General features: G+C 69.3%; 16 protein-coding genes. 11 read left to right on the forward strand and 5 right to left on the reverse strand.

Features of this window, described 5'->3' with window-relative positions; all coding sequences use genetic code 11:
* Positions 1-281: 281 nt before the first annotated feature.
* On the forward strand, positions 282-1,817 hold the full coding sequence (locus tag WG922_RS02130; protein WP_340280315.1) for a glucan biosynthesis protein: 1,536 nt from the start codon (positions 282-284) through the stop codon (positions 1,815-1,817).
* Positions 1,781-3,817 (forward strand): glucans biosynthesis glucosyltransferase MdoH, encoded by a 2,037-nt coding sequence (gene mdoH, locus WG922_RS02135; RefSeq protein WP_340280317.1) that lies wholly within the window; start codon positions 1,781-1,783, stop codon positions 3,815-3,817. Before WG922_RS02130 ends, mdoH begins: the two co-directional genes overlap by 37 nt.
* A 123-nt stretch (positions 3,818-3,940) precedes the next feature.
* On the opposite strand, the gene ffh is transcribed toward mdoH, so the two are convergent.
* Positions 3,941-5,305 carry a signal recognition particle protein gene (ffh, locus tag WG922_RS02140; protein WP_340280318.1) on the reverse strand — a complete coding sequence of 455 codons (1,365 nt, stop codon included), beginning with the start codon at positions 5,303-5,305 and terminating at the stop codon, positions 3,941-3,943.
* A gap of 66 nt (positions 5,306-5,371) precedes the next feature.
* On the opposite strand from ffh, the gene WG922_RS02145 reads away from it, so the two are divergent.
* The 8 genes from WG922_RS02145 to WG922_RS02180 all read left to right on the forward strand — a co-directional run bounded on the left by WG922_RS02145 (position 5,372) and on the right by WG922_RS02180 (position 15,521).
* On the forward strand, positions 5,372-6,169 hold the full coding sequence (locus WG922_RS02145) for a cytochrome C assembly family protein (protein WP_340280319.1): 798 nt from the start codon (positions 5,372-5,374) through the stop codon (positions 6,167-6,169).
* On the forward strand, positions 6,169-6,426 hold the full coding sequence (locus WG922_RS02150) for a PP0621 family protein (RefSeq protein WP_340280320.1): 258 nt from the start codon (positions 6,169-6,171) through the stop codon (positions 6,424-6,426). Before WG922_RS02145 ends, WG922_RS02150 begins: the two co-directional genes overlap by 1 nt.
* A gap of 11 nt (positions 6,427-6,437) precedes the next feature.
* Entirely contained in the window at positions 6,438-8,135 is a 1,698-nt protein-coding gene (locus WG922_RS02155) for a sensor histidine kinase (protein ID WP_340280321.1), read from the forward strand.
* A complete protein-coding gene (locus tag WG922_RS02160; protein WP_340280322.1) occupies positions 8,135-9,586 on the forward strand; it encodes a sigma-54-dependent transcriptional regulator in 1,452 nt (483 codons plus the stop codon). The genes WG922_RS02155 and WG922_RS02160 overlap by 1 nt, the downstream gene beginning before the upstream one ends.
* Positions 9,570-10,169, forward strand: coding sequence for a 1,6-anhydro-N-acetylmuramyl-L-alanine amidase AmpD (ampD, locus tag WG922_RS02165; RefSeq protein ID WP_340280323.1), 600 nt, complete (start codon positions 9,570-9,572; stop codon positions 10,167-10,169). Before WG922_RS02160 ends, ampD begins: the two co-directional genes overlap by 17 nt.
* 311 nt (positions 10,170-10,480) lie before the next feature.
* Positions 10,481-13,345: a ribonucleoside-diphosphate reductase subunit alpha gene (locus WG922_RS02170; protein WP_340280487.1), complete on the forward strand. Its 2,865-nt coding sequence runs from the start codon at positions 10,481-10,483 to the stop codon at positions 13,343-13,345.
* A 138-nt stretch (positions 13,346-13,483) separates the two neighbouring features.
* Positions 13,484-14,719: a ribonucleotide-diphosphate reductase subunit beta gene (locus WG922_RS02175; RefSeq protein ID WP_340280324.1), complete on the forward strand. Its 1,236-nt coding sequence runs from the start codon at positions 13,484-13,486 to the stop codon at positions 14,717-14,719.
* 196 nt (positions 14,720-14,915) lie between these two features.
* Positions 14,916-15,521: a histone gene (locus WG922_RS02180; protein ID WP_340280488.1), complete on the forward strand. Its 606-nt coding sequence runs from the start codon at positions 14,916-14,918 to the stop codon at positions 15,519-15,521.
* A gap of 483 nt (positions 15,522-16,004) precedes the next feature.
* Here WG922_RS02180 and WG922_RS02185 read toward each other — a convergent pair whose 3' ends face one another.
* From WG922_RS02185 to WG922_RS02200, 4 genes are all read right to left on the reverse strand, one after another.
* Positions 16,005-16,721, reverse strand: coding sequence for a hypothetical protein (locus tag WG922_RS02185; protein WP_340280325.1), 717 nt, complete (start codon positions 16,719-16,721; stop codon positions 16,005-16,007).
* Positions 16,718-17,698, reverse strand: a complete 981-nt coding sequence (locus tag WG922_RS02190) for an MlaD family protein (RefSeq protein WP_340280326.1) — start codon at positions 17,696-17,698, stop codon at positions 16,718-16,720. The genes WG922_RS02185 and WG922_RS02190 overlap by 4 nt, the downstream gene beginning before the upstream one ends.
* A gap of 4 nt (positions 17,699-17,702) precedes the next feature.
* The gene (locus tag WG922_RS02195) at positions 17,703-18,509 is read right to left on the reverse strand and encodes an MlaE family ABC transporter permease (protein WP_340280328.1); all 807 of its coding nucleotides are present in this window, start codon (positions 18,507-18,509) and stop codon (positions 17,703-17,705) included.
* Between the two features lie 153 nt (positions 18,510-18,662).
* Positions 18,663-18,920, reverse strand: a complete 258-nt coding sequence (locus tag WG922_RS02200) for a hypothetical protein (RefSeq protein WP_340280329.1) — start codon at positions 18,918-18,920, stop codon at positions 18,663-18,665.
* A gap of 173 nt (positions 18,921-19,093) precedes the next feature.
* Here WG922_RS02200 and WG922_RS02205 point away from each other — a divergent pair, with 173 nt between their 5' ends.
* Positions 19,094-20,593: an AMP nucleosidase gene (locus WG922_RS02205; RefSeq protein WP_340280330.1), complete on the forward strand. Its 1,500-nt coding sequence runs from the start codon at positions 19,094-19,096 to the stop codon at positions 20,591-20,593.

Here is a 20,593-nt window from a genome sequence, read left to right on the forward strand (position 1 = left end):
CTTGTCGTCGCTTGACGACACACCGGGTTCGATACCGGTCGAGCTCGAGCTCGAGGCTTGGCAGGTGCAAGGCAAACACCCGTGGCAGATGAGCAGCTACGGACGAGCGCGTGCGCCGTCTTTTCGAGGCGGCCGGCAGCTGGCTTGTCGTCAGGAGGCGACGGATTTGGCCGATTTCAGCGCCGCACGGTGCCGGCGCGCGAAGTCTGGGCACGTGAATGACGCAAGTCCCTGATTCCGAAGGACATTTCGGCCTGGCATAGGGTTTGCACTAGACAGGCATGCGTTCACTGCGTGCCCCCTTCCTGGCTCTTGCTCTCCTCGCCCAAGCCGCGCTCGCACACGCCTTCGATTTCGATACGCTCAGCGGTCTGGCCGGCGAGCGCTCCCAGGCTCCGTGGGTGGAGGCGCCCGCCGCACTGCCGCCCGACCTCGGCGCACTCGACTACGACGGCCTGCGCGATATCCGCTTCCGCCGCGACCGCGCCCTGTGGCGCGAATCCGCCCTGCCCTTCGAGGCCATGTTCTTCCACCGCGGCAAGTACGCGCCGCAGCCGGTGCGGGTGCACGAGGTTGCGCCGGACGGCAGCGTGCAGCCGGTCCCCTACCAGCCCGCCGCGTTCGACTACGGACGCAACGCGGTCGATCCGCAGGCCTGGGGCGATCTCGGCTTCGCCGGCTTTCGCCTGCACTACCCCCTGAATTCCAGCGCCTACAAGGACGAACTCGTCGTCTTCCTGGGCGCGAGCTATTTCCGCGCGCTCGGAGCGGGCCAGCAGTACGGCCTCTCGGCGCGCGGGCTGGCGATCGACACGGTGGGCGGGGCCGGCGAGGAGTTTCCGCGCTTCACCGAGTTCTGGCTGGAGCGGCCCGCCGCCGATGCCCGCGAAGTGGTCGTGTATGCGCTGCTCGAATCGCCGCGGGCCACCGGTGCGTACCGCTTCGTGCTGCGCCCCGGCAACCAGACCACGATGGAAGTGCGCGCCCGCGTCTTCGTGCGCCCGGGCACGCCTCCCGTCGCCACGCTGGGCATCGCGCCGCTGACCAGCATGTTCCTGTTCGGCGAGAACCAACCCAGCCGCAGCGACTTCCGTCCCGAGGTGCACGACTCCGACGGCCTGCTGGTCGCCACCGCGGGTGGTGAATGGCTGTGGCGTCCGCTGGTCCACCCACGGCAGGTGCTGGTCAATACCTTCCAGGTGCAGGGCCTCGCCGGTTTCGGGCTGATGCAGCGCGATCGCACCTTCGCGAACTACGAAGACGTCGAAGCCCGCTACGAGCGCCGACCCTCGGCCTGGGTGCGGCCGCTGGGCGACTGGGGTCCCGGCCGGGTAGAGCTGGTGCAGTTGCCCACGCCCGACGAGACCCACGACAACATCGTCGCGTACTGGGTGCCGGCCACGCTGCCGGCTCCCGGCGAGCCCTTCGACTTCTCCTACGAGCTGAGCTGGCAGGGCGACGAGCAGCAGCGCCCGCCCGGCGCCTGGGTGCAGCAGACGCGACGGGGCTTCGGCTACGTGCGCGAAGGCAGCTCCGTGGCCGGCCAGGTGCAGTACCTCGTCGATTTCAGCGGCCCCTCGCTGGCCGCGCTGCCGCCCGACGCCCCCGTGCGCGCGGTGGCCAGCGCGGACGCCAACGGCGTCGTCGAGGAGCAGAACGCGTACTTCAACCCCGCTACCCGCAGCTGGCGCATGCAGCTGCGGGTGCGCCCCATCGACCCCGCGCAGCCCGTCGAGCTGCGGGCCTTCCTTCAACACGGCAACGACAGCCTGAGCGAAACATGGACCAACATCATCCTTCCCGACGCCGTCCACTGAAGCAGTGGGACGAGGGCGATACCGGCGGCTCCAGCACGCCCGTGCGGTCACGCCGCAGCGCACTGCGCGAAGAGCGTCACCCGAACAGCGTGACCGCGCCGCCGATCCACCGCGGCTCCGTGCCCACCCAGCCGTGGCATGGCTTCTGGAGCAGCATCGGCGCGGGGCTGCGCGCCCAGCTGCAGGCCCTGCTGGCGCCCGCCGACGCACCGGTGCGACGCACGCCGCGCGCCGCCTGGGAGAACGCGGCGCTGCGCCGGCGCGGCGTGTTCGCGCTCTTCACTCTGGTCAGCGCCGTGGTGGCCACCTCGCTGTTCGCCGGCGCCCAGCCGGACTACTCGAGCAGCTGGCTGCGCTACGGCCAGATCGCGCTGTTCGCCGTGCTGTCCACCTGGGTGGTGACCGGTTTCGTCACCGCGCTGATGGGCTTCTGGGTGGTGCTGCGCGGCGACCGGCACTCCATCTCGGCGCGCGGCGTGCAGGGCCATGCCCTGGCACCCGACGCCCGCACGGCGATCATCATGCCGATCTGCAATGAGGACGTGGCCACCGTGTTCGCCGGCCTGCGCGCCACCTGCGAATCGGTCGCGCGCACCGGGCATGCGCGGCAATTCGATGTGTTCGTGCTCTCCGACACCGCCGACGACCGGGTCGCCGCCGCCGAGCGCTCGGCCTGGGAGCAGCTGCGCGAAGCGCTGGCCGCGCTCGGCGAGCAGCCGCAGGTCGAGGTGTACTACCGCCGGCGCCAGCGCCGCACGCACCGCAAGGCCGGCAACGTGGCCGACTTCTGCCGCCGCTGGGGCCAGGACTACCGCTACATGATCGTGCTCGATGCCGACAGCGTGATGAGCGGCGAGTGCCTGCTCACCCTGGCCAAGCTGATGGAGGCCCACCCCCGGGCCGGCATCATCCAGACGGCCACGCAGGCCGTCGGCCACGCCACGCTGCACGCGCGGGCACAGCAGTTCGCCTCGCGCGTGACGGGCCGGCTGTTCACGCTGGGCATGCAGTTCTGGCAGCTCGGCGCCTCGCACTACTGGGGCCACAACGCCATCATCCGCATCGCGCCCTTCATGGCCCATTGCGGCCTGGCGCCGATCGAAGGCCGGGGCGGCCTGGCCGGTCCGATCATGTCGCACGACTTCGTCGAGGCGGCCCTGATGCGCCGCGCGGGCTTCGAGGTCTGGCTGGTCTCCGACCTGACCGGCAGCTTCGAGCAGCAGCCGCCGGACCTGCTGTCCGAACTGCAGCGCGACCGCCGCTGGTGCCAGGGCAACCTCCAGAACGCCCGCCTGATGGCCGAGCCGGGCATCGACCGGGTGCACCGCGCGATGTTCGCGGTGGGCGCCATGTCCTACCTGTCCGCGCCGCTGTGGCTCGCCTTCATGACACTCGGAACCGCCCTGTGGGTGGCCGGCGCGCACATCGTGCCCGAGTGGGACGCGGCACCACGCCATCTGGTCGTGCTGTGGGCGTGGACGCTGTGCATGCTGATGCTGCCGCGGGTGCTGGGGCTGGTGGCGGTGTTCCTGCGCGGCGAACAGCACCAGTTCGGCGGCGCCGGCGCCCTGCTGCGCAGCGCCCTGCTGGAAACCGCCATGGCCATGCTGCAGGCGCCCGTGCGCATGCTCGCCCACTCGCTCTTCGCTGCCGTGGCGCTCACCGGCATCAAGCTGGAGTGGAAGTCGCCCCCCCGGGAAGCGTCGGGTCTGCAGTGGTCGGACGCCGCCTCGCGCCTGGCCCCGCTGATCGCCCTGGTGCTGGTACTCGCTGCCGGCGTGGCCTGGATCGAGCCGGCCGCCGTCGCCGCGATCCTGCCGGTGGCCGTGCCGCTGCTGCTGGCCTTGCCGCTGGCGGTTCTGACCAGCCATGTGCACCTGGGCGAGCGCATGCGCGGCGCCGGCTGGCTGCTGATCCCCGAAGAGTCGCGCTCGCCGCTGGTGCTGCGCCGGGCGCGCCACCACGCGATGCGCGCGGCGCGCGAACTGCGCATGGCCTGACGGGACCAGAGACGGGCCGCCGCGGGCCCCTGCGGGTCCGGGTCCGGCCACCACGGGGGCTCACGGCCCATTTGCAGAAATGACAACGGGGCCCGCGGGCCCCGTTGCCGTTTCTTGCAGCATTCAGAACGGCGGCTTGGGCATGCCCTTCATGCCGCCGAAGCGCTTCATCATCTTCATGAGGCCGCCGCCCTTCATCTTCTTCATCATTCCCTGCATCTGCTCGAACTCGTTGAGCAGACGGTTGACTTCCTGCACGTGGACACCGGCACCGGCGGCGATGCGGCGCTTGCGGGTGGCCTTGATCAGCTCGGGCTTGCGCCGCTCCAGCGGCGTCATGCTGCAGATGATTCCCTCTTTGCGGCGGATGTCGCGCTCGGCCTTGTCCATATCGACCTGGCCGGCCTTGGCCTGCATCTGGGCGGGCAGCTTGTCCATCAGCTCGGACAGACCACCCATCTTCTTCATCTGCTGGATCTGCATGAGGAAGTCGTTCAGATCGAAGCCTTCGCCGCTCTTGACCTTGGCCGCGAGCTTCTGCGCGGCCTCGACATCGACGCCTGCCTGCACCTGCTCGACCAGCGCCACGATGTCGCCCATGCCGAGGATGCGGCCGGCGTGGCGCTCGGCGTCGAAGACCTCGAGCCCGTCGATTTTTTCGGAGATGCCGGCGAACTTGATGGGAGCGCCGGTGATCTGCCGCACCGACAGCGCAGCGCCGCCGCGCGAGTCGCCGTCCATCTTGGTCAGCACGATGCCGGTCAGCGGCAGCGCCTCCTTGAACGCCTTGGCGGTATTGACCGCGTCCTGGCCCTGCATGGCATCGACCACGAACAGCGTCTCGACCGGATTGAGTGCGCCGTGCAGCTCGCGTATCTCGCGCATCATGGCCTCGTCCACCGCGAGGCGGCCGGCGGTGTCGACGATCAGCACGTCGAAGTACTGCCGCCGCGCGTGGTCGAGCGCGGCGCGCGCAATGTCCAGCGGCTTCTGGTCGGCCGTGCTGGGAAACCACTCGGCGCCGGCCTGCCCGGTCACCGTGCGCAGCTGCTCGATGGCGGCGGGCCGGTAGACGTCGCCCGAGACGGTGAGGACCTTCTTCTTGCGCTTGTCGATCAGGTGGCGGGCAAGCTTGGCGGTGGTGGTGGTCTTGCCGGCGCCCTGCAGGCCGGCCATCAGGATGACCGCGGGCGGCTGGGCCGCGAGATTCAGGTCGCTCACGCCCGTGCCCATGGTGGACACCAGCTCGCGGTTGACGATGCCGACCAGCGCCTGGCCCGGGTTCAGCGAGCCCACCACCTCCTGCCCGAGCGCCTTTTCCTTGACGCGGGCAACGAAGTCGCGCACCACCGGCAGGGCCACGTCGGCTTCCAGCAGGGCCATGCGCACCTCGCGCAGCATGTCCTGCACGTTGCCCTCGGTGATGCGGGCCTGGCCCCGCATTTCCTTGACCAGGCGGGAAAGTTTGTCGGACAGTGCGGAGGCCATGGGGGAGTGTGGGAAGGGCGTCGCGGCGCTTCGGGGAACTGAAGCGAAGGACTAAACTGCGAGCCCATGATTCTACCCAGCGCATCCCCCCTGGGGGTCGCCCTGACCCTGGCCGCAGCCGCCGCCTATGCGGTTCCGGCCGCCGCCGCCGGGCGCCTGAGCACCCAGGGCGCGCGCGCGGCCCTGCTGGTCGCGTGGCTGCTGCACGGGCTGGTGCTGGGCTGGTCGCTGCTGGGCGATGCGCCGCGTTTCGGGTTCGCGCCGGCCCTGTCGATGACGGCATGGCTGGTGCTCACCGTCTACGCCGTCGAGCGCCAGGTCTTTCCGCAGCTCGAAGCGCGCTGGGCTCTCGCCGGGCTGGGAGCCGCTGCGGTGGTGCTGGCGATGGTGTTCCCGGGCACGCCGCTGCACGTCTCGCAATCGCCCTGGCTGCCGCTGCACTGGGCGCTGGGCATCGCCTCCTACGGCCTGTTCGCCGCAGCCGTGGTGCACGCCTGGCTGATGATGCGGGCCGAGCGGCACATGCGGCAGGCTTCCGATCCGCACGCGGGCGTGCCGCTGCTCACGCTCGAACGCCTCACCTTCCGCTTCGTCGGCGCCGGCTTCGTGCTGCTCACCGCGACGCTGCTGGCAGGCCTGGTGTTCGGCGAGGCGCAGGACACCGCCCCCCGGCGCTGGGACCACAAGACGCTTTTTTCCTTCCTGGCCTGGATCGCCTTCGCCCTGCTGCTGCTCGGGCGGGCGCGCTTCGGCTGGCGCGGACGCAAGGCCGTGCGCATGCTCTACGTCGGCTCGCTGCTGCTGCTGCTGGCCTACGTAGGTTCGCGCTTCGTCATGGAAGTCATGCTCGGACGGGCCGCGTGATGAAGTACCTGGTCCTGTTTGCCGTCCTGCTGCTGGTGTATCTGCTCTGGCGGCACGAACGCCGCAGCGAACGCCAGGAACGCGCCGCCGGCGAGCGCGCCGCACCGCCCCGGCCGCCCACCGGCGCGCCCTCGCTGCCGCAGGAGATGGTCCGGTGCAGCGTCTGCGCGCTGCACTTGCCGCGCACCGATGCGCTGCTCGATGCGCGCGGCCGCACCTACTGCTGCCCGGAGCACCGCCAGCGGGACACGGCCTGATGGCTGGGCCGGTGTCCGTCGCGCCCTGGGGCGCCCTGCCCCGCGAGGTGCCGGCCGGCCAGAGCTCCGCCTTCGTGCGGCTCTGGCGCGGCTTTGCCAACGCACGCGTGGTGGTCGCCTCGGTGCTGCTGCTGGTCCTTGCGGCGCTGTTCTCGGTGGTGCAACCGGCGCCCGCAAACGACCTGCTGCTCGGCATCTGCCTTCTCTACCTCATCGCGACCGTTTGCGTGCGCCTGGTCGAGCGCCCGCCGCGTCGTGAATTGGGGCCTCTGTGGCTGGCCACCATCGGCATCGATCTGGTGGCCATCTCGGTGCTTCAGTACATGCAGGCCGGCGGCATGACCTTCATGCCCCTGTTCGCGGTGCCGGTGCTCATGGCGTCGGTGCTGGGGGCGGCATCGCTCGCGTTCGGCACGGCCGCGGCCGTGGCCCTGCTCCTGCTGGCCGAAGCCTGGCTGCGCGCGGCCGAGCTGCCGGCCGAAGCCGCGCAGCGCTTCTTCCAGGCGGGCCTGACCGGCCTGGGCTACTTCGCGCTGGCGGCGCTGGCCTACCAGCTGTCGGGGCGCCTGGCCCGCGAGGAAGAAAAGTCGCGCGAAAGCGAAGAGGCCGCGCGCCTGCAGGCCCAGGTGAACGAGCTGGTCATCGAATCCTTGGCCGACGGCATCCTGGTAGTGGATGCGCGTGGCCGCATCCGCGCGGCCAACCCGACCGCCTGCGCAGTGCTGGGCGTCACGGTCGGGAACGCGCCTGGCATGGCGCTGTCGCAGGAGGCGGGCTGGCTGCCGCTGCTCGAGCTGACGCAGCGCACGGTCGATTACCAGGCCATGCAACTGAGCGAGATCGCACTCCACCGCGAAGGGGAGCCGCCGCGCCGGGTGCTGGTGCGCACGCGGCTGGCCGGCACCGAGGCCGACGGCCGCGGCGGCCTGTGCGTGGTGTTCCTGGAAGACCTGCGCGAGCTCGAAGCGCGCCTGCGCACCGAGAAGCTGGCCGCGATGGGCCGCATGTCGGCGGCGGTGGCCCACGAGATCCGCAACCCGCTGGCGGCGATCACGCAGGCCAACGCCCTGCTCGACGAAGAGCTGAGCGACGCCGGCCAGCGCCAGCTCAGCGCGCTGGTGCGCCAGAACGCGCAGCGGCTGGCGCAGATCGTCGATGAAGTGCTCGACGTCGCACGGGTGCGCCAGCACGCGCCCTCCCACGCGGAGCCGGTGGCGCTGGACGCGGCGATCGCCGTCGCCTGCGACGAGTGGGCCGCCGCTTCGGGTGCCTCCGGACGCATGTTCCGGCGCCTGCGCACCAACGCGCACCAGGTGGTGTTCGAGCCGGCGCACCTGCGCCGCGTGCTGGTGAACCTGCTGGACAACGCGGCGCGGCATGCCGGCCCGGCGCCCGATGCGATCCAGGTCGCCACCGGCCTGCTGGGCGGCCAGGCCAGCCTGCGCGTCTGGAGCGACGGCGCGCCGCTCGATCCGTCGGTGCAACGTCATCTCTTCGAGCCGTTCTTCTCGTCGCAGAGCCGCTCCAGCGGCCTGGGGCTGTACATCTGCCGCGAGCTGTGCGAGCGCCATGGCGCGCAGATCGGCTACCGCCGCTGCCGCGCGCCGCTGGACGCGTCGCGCGAAGGCAACGAATTCTTCGTGCACTTCCGCACCGCTCCCGGGCGTGCGGCCGGGGTGCCCACGGCCGCTGCCAGAATCCAGGGCTGATGACCGCCCCAGCCGTTGCCGCACAGGTCCTTGTCGTGGATGACGAGCCCGACCTGCGCACCCTGTACGAGCTCACGCTGCTGCGTGAAGGCTATCGGGTGGAGGCGGCGGCCGACCTCGCCGGCGCGCGCGAGCTGCTGGCAGCGCAGCGCTTCGATGTCGTCATCTCCGACATGCGCCTGCCCGATGGCCTGGGCCTCGACCTGCTGCACAGCCTCACCGCGCAGCAACGCCCCGAACGCTGCGTGGTCATGACCGCGTACGGCTCGGCCGAGAACGCTGTGGAGGCGCTCAAGGCCGGGGCCTTCGACTACCTCACCAAGCCGGTCGATCTGAAGCAGTTCCGCAACGTCGTGGCGTCGGCCATCCACGATGCCGCGGGCCGCAGCCGGCCCAACGCGGCGCCGCGGCCCCAAGCGGCGGTCGAAGGCGAGCCCGCGGCCACTGGCATGGCCGCGCTGCGGCGCCTGGTGGGCCGCTCGCGCGCCATGCAGCAGGTCAAGGACCGGGTGGCGAAGGTCGCGCGCAGCATGGCGCCGGTGCTGGTGCGCGGCGAATCGGGCACCGGCAAGGAGCTCGTGGCCCGCGCCATCCACGATTGCAGCCACCGCGCGGACCGCCCCTTCGTCGCGGTGAACTGCGGCGCCATTCCAGAGAACCTGCTGGAGGCCGAATTCTTCGGCGCGCGCAAAGGCTCCTATACCGGCGCCACGCACGACCGCGACGGCTACTTCCAGGCGGCCGAAGGCGGAACGCTCTTTCTCGACGAGATCGGCGACCTGCCGCTGCCGATGCAATCGAAGCTGCTGCGCGCCATCCAGGAGCGGCGCGTACGCCCCATCGGTTCCACCCAGGAAGACGCCGTCGATGTGCGCGTGGTGAGCGCGACCCACAAGGACCTGGTGGCCGAAGTTCAGGCCGGGCGCTTCCGCCAGGACCTGTTCTACCGGCTCAACGTGATCGAGATCTCCATCCCGCCTCTGCGAGAGCGGCGGGACGACCTGCCCGAACTGTGCGAGGCCCTGCTCGTGCGCATCGCCCACGAGACCGGCATGCCGGTGCCGCAGCTCTCGCCGGAGGTGCTGGCGCAGTTGCAGGCCCATCCGCTGCCGGGCAACGTGCGCGAACTCGAAAACCTCCTGCACCGTGCCGTGGCGCTGTACGAGGGCGGCGCGCTGCAGGTCGATGACTCGCCCACGGCCGATGCGCCCGGTGCGCCGGCGCATGAGATGGCCGGCGCGTCGGGCACGGGCGAGCTCATCCCGTCCGACCTGCAGGCGTGGCTCGACGCCCGCGAGCGCGACATCCTCGTGCGCACGCTGCGCGAGTGCGGCTTCAACCGCACGGCGGCGGCCCAGCGCCTGGGCATCAGCCTGCGCCAGATCCGCTACCGCATCGCCCGCCTGGCGATTTCCTGCCCCGGTGATGAAGTCCATGACGAACGCGCCTGAGCAGAGGCCGCCCGCCGCGGCCGACGGGCTGTGGGACGGCGGCTGGTACCGCTTCGCACGCAGGCTCGATTCGCCCAACTTCGGCCCCCGTCCGCCCGATGCGCGCATCGACCTGGTGGTGCTGCACTCCATCAGCCTGCCCCCGGGCGAGTACGGAGGCGACCAGGTCCAGCAGCTGTTCTGCAACACGCTCGACTGGGATGCTCACCCGTATTTCCAGTCGATCCGCGGCACGCAGGTGTCGGCGCATTTCTATGTGCGGCGCGGCGGCGAGCTCTGGCAGTTCGTCGATTGCGATGCGCGCGCCTGGCACGCCGGCGTCTCGCGATGGCGCGGGCGCGAGCGCTGCAACGACGACTCCATCGGCATCGAACTCGAAGGCCTCGAGGGCGAGCACTTCGAGGACGCCCAGTACGAGGCGCTCGCGGCCATCCTCGCGGCCATCGGTCAGCGCTATGCAATCGGGCACATCGCCGGCCACGAGCACATCGCGCCCGGGCGCAAGCGCGATCCGGGGCCGGGCTTCGACTGGCGGCGCCTGCGCAACGCGTCGGGCTGGCCGGACGCGCAGTTCGCGGCCTGAGGCGCACCGCGCGCGGCTGCCTTCGCGCACCTCCACAGCCTCGCCCGCACGGGTGCGCAAACAGCCACGGACCTGCCTCGCACAGCATCCGCAAGCATGCAAGCCGAAAATTTTCCAGTCTTGCAAAAACACCACCTGTGGTGTCTTGCCACAGCTATTGACGCTAGATATAGTGGCTCGGACGCCTTTTCTCCCATAAGAAAAAACAGCCGGCCCCTCCTGCGGAGCCGCGTTCCCCGAAGTCACATACAAGAGGAAACATGCAGACTGCCCTGAGCACCCCCACCGCTGCCGCCTACGCCGGCGCCACCATGTCGAGCACGGGCCACGGCGCCCTCGCCGGCGCGAGCGGCCAGCCCCTGTCGCACTACCAGATCATTCGCCGCAATGGCGCTGTCGTGCCCTTCGAGCCGGACAAGATTGCCATCGCCATGATGAAGGCCTTCCTGGCGGTGCACGGCACCCAGGGCGCGGCCTCGGCCAGCGTACGCGAGACGGTAGACGGGCTGACCCAGGCGGTGGTGCGGGCCCTGATGCGCTCGCGCCCCGGCGGCGGCACCTTCCACATCGAAGACGTCCAGGACCAGGTCGAACTCGGCCTGATGCGCGGCGGCCATCACGAGATCGCCCGCGCCTATGTGCTGTACCGCGAGCGCCGCGCCCAGGAGCGCGCCAAGCAGGCCGAAGCGCCGGCGGCGCCGCAGGCCGTCCTGCACGTGATCGAAGGCGGCGAGCGCGTCGCCCTGGACCTCGGGCACCTCACCGGCTTGATCCACAGCGCCTGCGCCAACCTCGGCGCCGATGTCCGCCCCGAGCCCATCGTGGCCGAAACGCTGCGCAATCTGTATGACGGTGTGCCGATGGACGAGGTCTACAAGGCCTCCATCCTGGCCGCGCGCACGCTGATCGAGAAGGACCCCGACTACACCTACGCGACGGCCCGCCTGCTGCTGCACACCATCTTCAAGGAGGTGCTGGGGCGCGACCTGCCGCCCGCGGAAATGGCCGGCTCGTACGCCGACTATTTCCCCGGCTTCATCAAGAAGGGCGTCGACAACGAGCTGCTCAACCCCGAACTGCTGCAGTACGACCTCAAGCGCCTGGGGGCCGCGCTGAAGGCCGAGCGCGACCTCAACTTCGACTACCTGGGGCTGCAGACGCTGTACGACCGCTATTTCCTGCACGTGCGCAAGAGCCGCATCGAGCTGCCGCAGGCGTTCTTCATGCGAGTCGCCATGGGCCTGGCGCTCAACGAGATCGACCGCGAAGCGCGTGCCATCGAGTTCTACGAGGTGCTCTCCAGTTTCGACTTCATGTCGAGCACCCCGACGCTCTTCAACAGCGGCACGCTGCGCTCGCAGCTCTCCTCGTGCTATCTCACCACCGTGCCGGACGACCTGGACGGAATCTACGAGTCCATCAAGGAAAACGCACTGCTGTCCAAGTTCGCCGGCGGCCTCGGCAACGACTGGACCCGCGTGCGCGCGCTGGGCAGCCATATCAAGGGCACCAACGGCGAGTCGCAGGGCGTCGTGCCCTTCCTCAAGGTGGTCAACGACACCGCCGTGGCCGTGAACCAGGGCGGCAAGCGCAAGGGCGCCGTCTGCACCTACCTGGAAACCTGGCACCTGGACATCGAGGAGTTCCTGGAGCTGCGCAAGAACACCGGCGACGACCGCCGCCGCACGCACGACATGAACACGGCCAACTGGATTCCCGACCTGTTCATGCGCCGCGTCGTGGAAAAGGGCGAGTGGACGCTGTTCTCGCCCTCCAGCGTGCCCGAGCTGCACGACCTGTTCGGCGCCGACTTCGAAAAAGCCTACGTCGCCTACGAAGACAAGGCCCGCCGCGGCGAGATCAAGCCGAGCAAGACCGTGCAGGCCGCCGACCTGTGGCGCAAGATGCTCACGATGCTGTTCGAGACCGGGCACCCCTGGATCACCTTCAAGGACGCCTGCAACGTGCGCTCGCCGCAGCAGCACGCCGGCGTCGTGCACTCGTCCAACCTGTGCACCGAGATCACGCTCAACACCAGCGACACCGAAACGGCCGTCTGCAACCTGGGCTCGATCAACCTGCGCCAGCACCTGAAGGACGGCGGCATCGACCACGACAAGCTCAAGCGCACCATCACGGTGGCCATGCGCATGCTCGACAACGTGATCGACATCAACTACTACGCGGTGAAGAAGGCACGCGACTCCAACCTGCGCCACCGCCCGGTGGGCCTGGGCGTCATGGCCTTCCAGGACGCGCTGTACGAGCTGCGCATTCCCTACGCTTCGCAGGAAGCGGTGGAGTTCGCCGACCGCTCGATGGAAGCGGTGTGCTACCACGCCTACTGGGCCTCCACCGAACTGGCCCGCGAGCGCGGCCGCTACTCGAGCTACAAGGGCTCGCTCTGGGACAAGGGAATCCTGCCGCCGGACACGCTCGACCTGCTGGCCAAGGCCCGCGGCGGCTATGTCGAGGTGGATCGCTCCAGCACGCTCGACTGGGATGCGCTGCGCCGCAAGATCGCGCAGGACGGCATGCGCAACTCCAACTGCGTGGCCATCGCCCCCACCGCCACCATCTCCAACATCATCGGTGTCGATGCGTCCATCGAGCCCTGCTTCGGCAACCTGTCGGTCAAGTCGAACCTGTCGGGCGAGTTCACCGTCATCAACCACTACCTGGTGCACGACCTCAAGCGACTGGGCCTGTGGGACGACGTGATGGTCATGGACCTCAAGCACTTCGACGGCTCGCTGCGCCCGATCGACCGTGTGCCGCAGGAAGTGAAGGCGCTGTACGCGACCGCCTTCGAGGTGGAACCGCAGTGGCTGGTGGAGGCCGCGGCACGCCGGCAGAAGTGGATCGACCAGGCGCAGTCGCTCAACATCTACATGGCGGGCGTCTCGGGCAAGAAGCTCGACGACACCTACAAGCTGGCCTGGACGCGCGGCCTGAAGACCACCTATTACCTGCGCACCATCAGTGCCACGCACACCGAGAAATCTACCGTGACCTCGGGTCGTCTCAACGCGGTGTCGTCGGGCGCAGCGCCTTCTGCGGTCATGAGCCCGCTCGAAGCGGCGGCCGCCGCAGCGCAGGCCCAGATGAACGCGGCGCCCGCGACCGACATCAAGTTCTGCGCGATCGACGACCCGGGCTGCGAAGCGTGCCAGTGAGCACGTGATGCGTGCGTCGATCTGTCGGAGTTCTCCGACATTGCATCGACGCAATTGAGCAACACAATCGAGCGGTGATGTGAACGTGCACTTTGCATTCCACATTGCTGCTCTCATAATGAGAGCATTGGAAAACCTATGTTGACCTGGGACGACGACGTCACGCCCACATCGCCAGCTAGCCGCCCCGGCAGCCTGACCGGCAGCCAGGAGCCCGCATCTTCCCTCGCGAATCTGCAGCTCGCTCCCGCAGTCGCTTCCCGCGCGGCACACGCTGCGCTCCCCGCCTCCTCGCGTTCCTCCACGGTGCCCCCGGTCCAGGTAGCTGCCGCCACGTCCGCCCAGGCACCCAGCACGCGCCGCGTGAGTGCCGCCGACAAGCGCATCATCAACGGCCAGACCGACGTCAACCAGCTGGTGCCCTTCAAGTACAAGTGGGCCTGGGAAAAGTACCTCGCCACCTGCGCCAACCACTGGATGCCGCAGGAAGTGAACATGACCCGCGACATCGCCACTTGGAAAGACCCGAACGGCCTTACCGAGGACGAGCGCCGCATCATCAAGCGCAATCTGGGCTTCTTCGTCACCGCCGATTCACTCGCCGCCAACAACATCGTGCTGGGCACCTACCGGCACATCACCGCGCCCGAGTGCCGCCAGTTCCTGCTGCGCCAGGCCTTTGAGGAAGCGATCCACACCCACGCCTACCAGTACATCGTGGAGTCGCTGGGCCTGGACGAGAGCGAGATCTTCAACGCCTACCACGAGGTCGCGTCCATCCGCGACAAGGACCAGTTCCTGATCCCGTTCATCGACGCGATCATGGATCCGAACTTCCGCACCGGCACGCCGGAGGCCGACCAGACCCTGCTCAAGAGCCTGATCGTTTTCGCCTGCCTGATGGAGGGGTTGTTCTTCTACGTCGGCTTCACCCAGATCCTCGCGCTCGGGCGGCAGAACAAGATGACCGGCGCCGCCGAGCAGTACCAGTACATCCTGCGCGACGAGTCGATGCACTGCAATTTCGGCATCGACCTGATCAACCAGCTGAAACTCGAGAACCCGCACCTGTGGACGGCGGAGTTCAAGGCCGAGATCAAGGCGCTGTTCCTGAAGGCCGTCGAGCTCGAATACCGCTACGCCGAAGACACCATGCCGCGCGGCGTGCTGGGTCTGAACGCGTCCATGTTCAAGGGCTATCTGCGCTACATCGCGAACCGGCGCGCCACGCAGATCGGCCTGGAGGCACTCTTCCCGAACGAGGAAAACCCGTTCCCCTGGATGAGTGAAATGATCGACTTGAAGAAAGAGCGCAATTTCTTCGAAACCCGCGTGATCGAGTACCAGTCGGGTGGCGCGCTTTCATGGGATTGATGGCAACTGCGACAGTGGATACGAGGTGAGGTGAGATTCGCCCGCGGCGCTGAGCCGGCCCGAGAGCCGACCAGCGCCGCGGGCCATGGTGTTCAGGCGGTTGGGTCCGGACCCAGCCGCCCGAATCGCTCGGCGCCCCCAACAGGTGCGGAGTGCTTCTTTCGTTGATGTTGATCAACTTGAACAGGAGAATGTGATGGCAACTGCAAAGAAACCGGCCGCCAAGAAGGCCGCTGCGAAGAAGGCTCCGGCCGCCAAGAAGGCACCGGCGAAGAAGGCCACGGCCGCCAAGAAGGCCGCTCCGGCGAAGAAGGCCGCCCCGGCCAAGAAGGCAAGCGCCAAGAAAGTGACCGCCAAGAAAGCGGCACCGGCCAAGAAGGCCGCTCCGGCGAAGAAGGCTGCTCCGGCCAAGAAGGCGGCACCGGCGAAGAAGGCGACCGCGAAGAAGGCGACCGCCAAGAAGGCCGCTCCGGCGAAGAAGGCCAGCGCGACGAAGAAGGCGGCGCCGGCGAAAAAGGCAGCCTCCGCGAAAAAGGCGGCGCCAGCGAAGAAGGCCGCCTCCGCGAAGAAGGCGGCGCCGGCGAAGAAGGCCGCGGCCAAGAAGTCGGCCGCAGCCAAGAAGCCGGCTGCGAAGAAGCCCGCCGCGAAAAAGGCCGCCAAGAAGCCGGCCGCCAAGAAAGCTGCGAAAGCGCCTGCTGCCGCTGCGCCCGCCGGGGCACCTGCTGCCGCCGCCGCACCCGCAGCGCAAACGACGCTGAACCCGCAGGCTGCCTGGCCGTTCCCTACCGCCAGCAAACCCTGAGGCGCTGTTCCGGGCTGGCGCAGGTCGGCCCGGTCTCCAGCCTTACCCGGCCGCGGCAATGCCGCGGCTTTTTCTTTGCCGCAGGGATGCGCGGCTTTCGCGTTCCTGCCGCCATGCCGCGGCTTCCTTGTATCTGCGGCACGCACGCGCACGCGCATGCCAAGACCGCATCGGCGCTGCGGCACGTCCACACTTGGCTACAGTGACTCAGGGCGGACTCCCCATCTTCGGCAGCGTCGCTGCGCCGCTGCCCGCGGGCGTGCACTTCCAGCCCGACTCCCTCGCGTGCGCAGGAAGCGCAGCACCTCTGGCGCAGGTGCAGGCTCCGCCCTCGGAAGCCCTGGACCACGACGAACGGCGCGCCCGGCGCCGCGTGGTCCAGTTCGGCGCGCTTCTATTGGTCCAGCGGCCGACTGCAGCCGGTGCCGCCGCTGCTCGCCACGCGTGCCAGCTGCCGCCGGCGCGCGGGCACAGCCAGTACGTTCAGGGACGCGCGCCCTGCCCGTCGCGCGCCGCTTCTTCCCCCGCGACCAGCGCCATCCGCCGCTGCAGCTGCTGTACCCGCTCGCCATCGCCGGAACGCTCGGCCAGCCGCAGCTGAACCCCCAGCCAGGCGAGCAGGGGGCGGCGCCAGCCTTGGGCGGATGCCGTGTCGGCCGCGAGCTCTGCCACGGCTGGCGCGGCGCGCCCCCCCCGCAGCAGCACGCCGGCGGCGACAAGCCGCGCTACCGGGTCTTCGATCGCGCGCAAGGCCGCCGCATCCGGCGTTGCCGCGCGCGCCGGCTCGGCAACGGGCCGATGCTGCACCGGCAGCAGCCCCACCTGCGCAGCGCTCAGTGGCAGACCGGACAGGTAGGCGGCGTAGGCGTGTTCGGGCGGCGCGACATCGCCGCGCAGCGACTCGAAGCCGGCGCAATCGCGGAAGTCGAGCACGGCCACCTGCATCGCACACCGGGTGAGTTCGGCCCGGGCCACCAGCGTGGCGTCGCCGGTCGCGGCCAGCGCATCGCGGGCGCGCCGGAAGTCGGCCTGCGCCACGCGCTCTGCGCCGGTGAGAACCGCCTGCTGGTAGCGCTCGAGGGCCGCCGCCGCCTCGCCGCGCCACGGCGGCGGCGGCGGCCCGCCGGTGCCGCATCCCGCAAGGGCGAGCGCCGCCAGGCACGTGGCCAGCGTGCGTCGCCACGGCAGTGCGCCGCTCATGGCAGCCGCACCTCGCGGTCGCGGGCGAACGGCCAGCGACGGTTGATGTCGTTGACGAGCGCGTCGATCTTGCGCAGGTTGGCCTCGACTTCGCCGCGCAGCTGCCCGAGCTCGCCGGTCGCGCCACGCACGTCCGTGGCGATGCCCTTGGCTTCGTCGAGCACCGCGTCGATGCGGCGCAGGCTGGCGCGGGTGTCGGCCAGCAGCCCGTTGATCTGGCCGACCGTGGCGCGCACCTGCGTCACCACGCCGGCGTCCCCAAACACCTGCGAGTCGGCTCGGGCGGTGAGCTGGTCGGCGCGCGCGAGCAGCGCGTTGGTGCGTTCGAGCGTGGTCACCAGCTTGCGCGCGTCGGCCTCGTTGCCGAACAGCAGGCCGAGCGCTCCCTGATTGCCCTGGAGCCTGGCCGTTGCGGCCTGCATGTTGGCCAGGGTGGCGCGCAGTTCGCCGTCCGGGCGGGTGAGTGCCGACAGGTTCTCCATCACCTCGCGGGCGCTGCCGATGACCCGCGGCACGTCGGCCGTCGCATCGCCGCGCAGCACCGGGCGCACCGCTCCGTCGGGCAGCGGCGGGTCGGTGAGCACGCCGGTGTAGGCCTTGATTGCCGTGCCGCCGACCAGGCCCCGCACCAGCGTGAAGACGCTGCTGGTGCGCAGCCAGTGCGCATCTTCGGTGGCCACGTCGATCAGGATGCGGACCTCGCCGGTGGGCCCCAGCTCGACGCGGCGTACCCGGCCGATGGGGAAACCGGAAAAGGTCATGTCCATACCGGCGCTCACGCCCTCGGAGTCGTCGGTCGTCAGCACCAGCGTCTGCGTCGGCTCGAAGACTCCCCGCGCATACAGCACGTAAGTGGTGGCCGCCGCAATCAGCAGCAGCGTGAACAGCAGCAAGAGCCGCGCCTTCAACGCCAGGTGGGGCACCGGCGCGGAGGTGCCCGGCTCGGGCAGGACCGTCGTCTCGTCTGGGGAAGCCATGGAATCAGTAGTAGTTGCCGATCAGCGAAGCGGCCTCGAGTAGCAGCAGCACGGCGAACATGCGCACCAGACCCTGCAGCGCAGCGCTTTCGCGTGAGCCGCGCGCGGGCCCATCCTGCAGAGCCGAAGCCAGCGGGATCACGGACACCGCGAGGCTGAAAAGCACGGTCTTGAGCACGAAGATGAGAGAGACGGTGCCGTCGAACACACGGCCGAACATGCGTGCGTAGGCCGCGAGCCCCGCCTCGGTGAAGCCGTAGACGGCCAGGTAGGCCAGCACCATGCCTACGACGCTGGAGAGCGCCGCAAGGGTGAGGGTCGAAAAGATGCCTGCCACCATGCGTGGCACGGCTTCGGTGGCCAAGGGGTCGGCCCCGCGCCTGAGCGCCTCGTCGAAGCGGCCTCGCCGTCGCATCTGCGCGAGCGCCGCGCCGTTGGGAATGGTGCAGCGCAGCGCCACCACCAGGGCGGCGCCCAGGGGAATCAGTTCGAGCACCAGCACCCGAACCACCATCTCGAGGGCGTACTGGGAAAGCCCGTAGCTGCTGGCCGTGACGGTGACGATGCGTGTGATCACCACGGTGAGCAAGGCGCTCAGACAGGTGAAACCGGGAAGGATGGGGGCGGTGTCGGTGTAGGCATGACGCGCCAGCGCATGGCGCGTGGCGGGGTCGCGCCAGCTCGAGGGCGACAGCGCAAGCACCGACAGCACGGCACCCAGCCACGCGATGCGACCCCAGCCCGCGAGCCACCGCAGCGGCGCACGGCCCGCGCGCAGGGCCTGGGCCCCCCGGGAAACGGCACTGGTCATGCGCGGCATGATAGCGCCGCCCGCCTCGCGCACCGCCTGCGCGCGCCGCCCCAGAAACGACGAAGCCGCCACGCTGGGGCGGGGCGGCTTGACGGCGCGGCCTGGATGCCGCATGCGACGCGGCCGCGCGGACGAAGCGCGGGCCGCGGGCGTTCAGTTCACGGTCTGGCCGTACGAGCGCGTGATCGCCTGCGACTTGTCTTCCTCGGGCGGCAGGTAGATCGTGGTGCGGTCGATCTTGGAGTCGAAGGCGGCCAGTTCTGCGCTGGCACTGCGGATCACGGCACGATCCAGCGGATGGCAGGTACGCTGGCTCAGTTTGCTCAATTGCTCGGAGCGCTCGACCATCTGACGCACGGAGGCGGGGTCGGTCATCAGGGCAAACGGGTTGGCCGTGATTACGTTTTCCATTCTTTGGGACTCCTTGAAGTTCGTTTGAGTTGTGGGGCGAAACGATGTGGAGCCAATGTCGCAGACCGGGCATAAGTTGTAACGTCAGGTGGATTCGTAACGCGCTGTAGGACGCTCGCCCTCCTCCTGAGCCGCCATGTGCGTACGCGATCTGCGTGGGCACAATAGGCCGCATGCCCCACATGCCAAGCTTCGTCGAACCCACGCGTCACGACGATCCCGAAGGTGCACTGGCGCAGGTGCGCGCGGTGTACGCGCAGCAGATTGCGCACTTGCGCGACGCCGTCCAGCGCTTCACCGCGGGCGAGTCGCTCCCCGGCCGCGTGCGCGCGTGCTATCCGTACGTGCGCATACATGTAGAGAGCGCCGTGCGCCAGCAGGTGCTGGAGAACCTGGGCCTGTCGTACGGCTTCGTGGCCCAGGCCGGGCGCTACGAGACCACGCTCACGCGCCCCGACCTCTATGCCGGCTACTACCTCGAGCAATTCCGGCTGCTGCAGCAAAACCATGGCGTGCAACTCGAGGTGGGCACCAGCACGCACCCCATACCGGTGCACTTCTCCTTCGCCGAAAACGACCACATCGAGGGCACGATGCCGCCCGAGCGGCGCGTGCTGATGCGCGACCTGTTCGACTTGCCCGACCTCGAGGCCATGGACGACGGCATCGCCAACGGCACCTGGGAATCGGGCCCCGGCGAGGCGCAGCCGCTGTCGCTGTTCCCGGCAGCGCGCGTCGATTACTCGCTGCATCGGCTGCGCCACTACACGGGTACGGCGCCCGAGTGGTTCCAGAACTTCGTGCTGTTCACCAACTACCAGTTCTACATCGACGAGTTCGTGCGCCTCGGACACGAGGCCATGGCCGACGCGACGAGCGAATATTCGGCGTTCGTCGAGCCGGGGAACGTCGTGACCACGCGCGTGGGCCTGCCCGCCGACACCACCGGCCCGTCCCTCCCCGGCGTGGCGCCGCCGCGGCTGCCGCAGATGCCGGCCTACCATCTGCTGCGCCCGGGCCGCGGCGGCATCACGATGGTGAACATCGGCGTCGGGCCGGCCAACGCCAAGACCATCACCGACCACATCGCGGTGCTGCGTCCGCACGCCTGGATGATGCTGGGGCACTGTGCCGGGCTGCGCAGCAGCCAGCAGCTGGGAGACTACGTGCTGGCGCACGCCTATGTGCGCGAGGACCACGTGCTCGACGAAGACCTGCCGCTGTGGGTGCCCATACCCGCGCTGGCGGAAATCCAGCTCGCGCTGGAGCGCGCCGTGGCCGACGTGACCCGCTGCGAGGGTGCCGATCTCAAGCGCATCATGCGCACCGGCACCGTCGCCAGCACCGACAACCGCAACTGGGAGCTGTTGGCGGGCAACAAGGCGCAGCGCCGATTCAGCCAGAGCCGCGCGGTGGCGCTGGACATGGAGAGCGCCACCATCGCGGCCAACGGGTTCCGCTTTCGCGTGCCCTACGGCACGCTGCTGTGCGTGAGCGACAAGCCGCTGCACGGCGAGATCAAGCTGCCCGGCATGGCAAACCAGTTTTATCGCGAACGCGTCGATCAACACCTGCGCATCGGGATGCGCGCGATCGAGATCCTGCGCGAAGGCGGCTCCAAACGGCTGCACAGCCGCAAGCTGCGCAGCTTCGACGAAGTGGCCTTCCAGTAG

This window comes from Ramlibacter sp. AN1015, from assembly GCF_037726105.1.
Taxonomy (GTDB): Bacteria; Pseudomonadota; Gammaproteobacteria; order Burkholderiales; family Burkholderiaceae_C; genus Ramlibacter.

Bases quoted from the DNA above. Each gene is read 5' to 3' on its own strand.
- ampD (WP_340280323.1), top strand. From the start codon at position 9,570: ATGACGAACGCGCCTGAGCAGAGGCCGCCCGCCGCGGCCGACGGGCTG.
- WG922_RS02195 (WP_340280328.1), bottom strand. From the start codon at position 18,509: ATGACCAGTGCCGTTTCCCGGGGGGCCCAGGCCCTGCGCGCGGGCCGT.
- WG922_RS02180 (WP_340280488.1), top strand. From the start codon at position 14,916: ATGGCAACTGCAAAGAAACCGGCCGCCAAGAAGGCCGCTGCGAAGAAG.
- WG922_RS02130 (WP_340280315.1), top strand. From the start codon at position 282: ATGCGTTCACTGCGTGCCCCCTTCCTGGCTCTTGCTCTCCTCGCCCAA.
- WG922_RS02205 (WP_340280330.1), top strand. From the start codon at position 19,094: ATGCCCCACATGCCAAGCTTCGTCGAACCCACGCGTCACGACGATCCC.
- WG922_RS02145 (WP_340280319.1), top strand. From the start codon at position 5,372: ATGATTCTACCCAGCGCATCCCCCCTGGGGGTCGCCCTGACCCTGGCC.
- WG922_RS02190 (WP_340280326.1), bottom strand. From the start codon at position 17,698: ATGGCTTCCCCAGACGAGACGACGGTCCTGCCCGAGCCGGGCACCTCC.
- WG922_RS02175 (WP_340280324.1), top strand. From the start codon at position 13,484: ATGTTGACCTGGGACGACGACGTCACGCCCACATCGCCAGCTAGCCGC.
- WG922_RS02160 (WP_340280322.1), top strand. From the start codon at position 8,135: ATGACCGCCCCAGCCGTTGCCGCACAGGTCCTTGTCGTGGATGACGAG.
- WG922_RS02185 (WP_340280325.1), bottom strand. From the start codon at position 16,721: ATGAGCGGCGCACTGCCGTGGCGACGCACGCTGGCCACGTGCCTGGCG.
- mdoH (WP_340280317.1), top strand. From the start codon at position 1,781: ATGGACCAACATCATCCTTCCCGACGCCGTCCACTGAAGCAGTGGGAC.
- WG922_RS02150 (WP_340280320.1), top strand. From the start codon at position 6,169: ATGAAGTACCTGGTCCTGTTTGCCGTCCTGCTGCTGGTGTATCTGCTC.
- WG922_RS02170 (WP_340280487.1), top strand. From the start codon at position 10,481: ATGTCGAGCACGGGCCACGGCGCCCTCGCCGGCGCGAGCGGCCAGCCC.
- ffh (WP_340280318.1), bottom strand. From the start codon at position 5,305: ATGGCCTCCGCACTGTCCGACAAACTTTCCCGCCTGGTCAAGGAAATG.
- WG922_RS02200 (WP_340280329.1), bottom strand. From the start codon at position 18,920: ATGGAAAACGTAATCACGGCCAACCCGTTTGCCCTGATGACCGACCCC.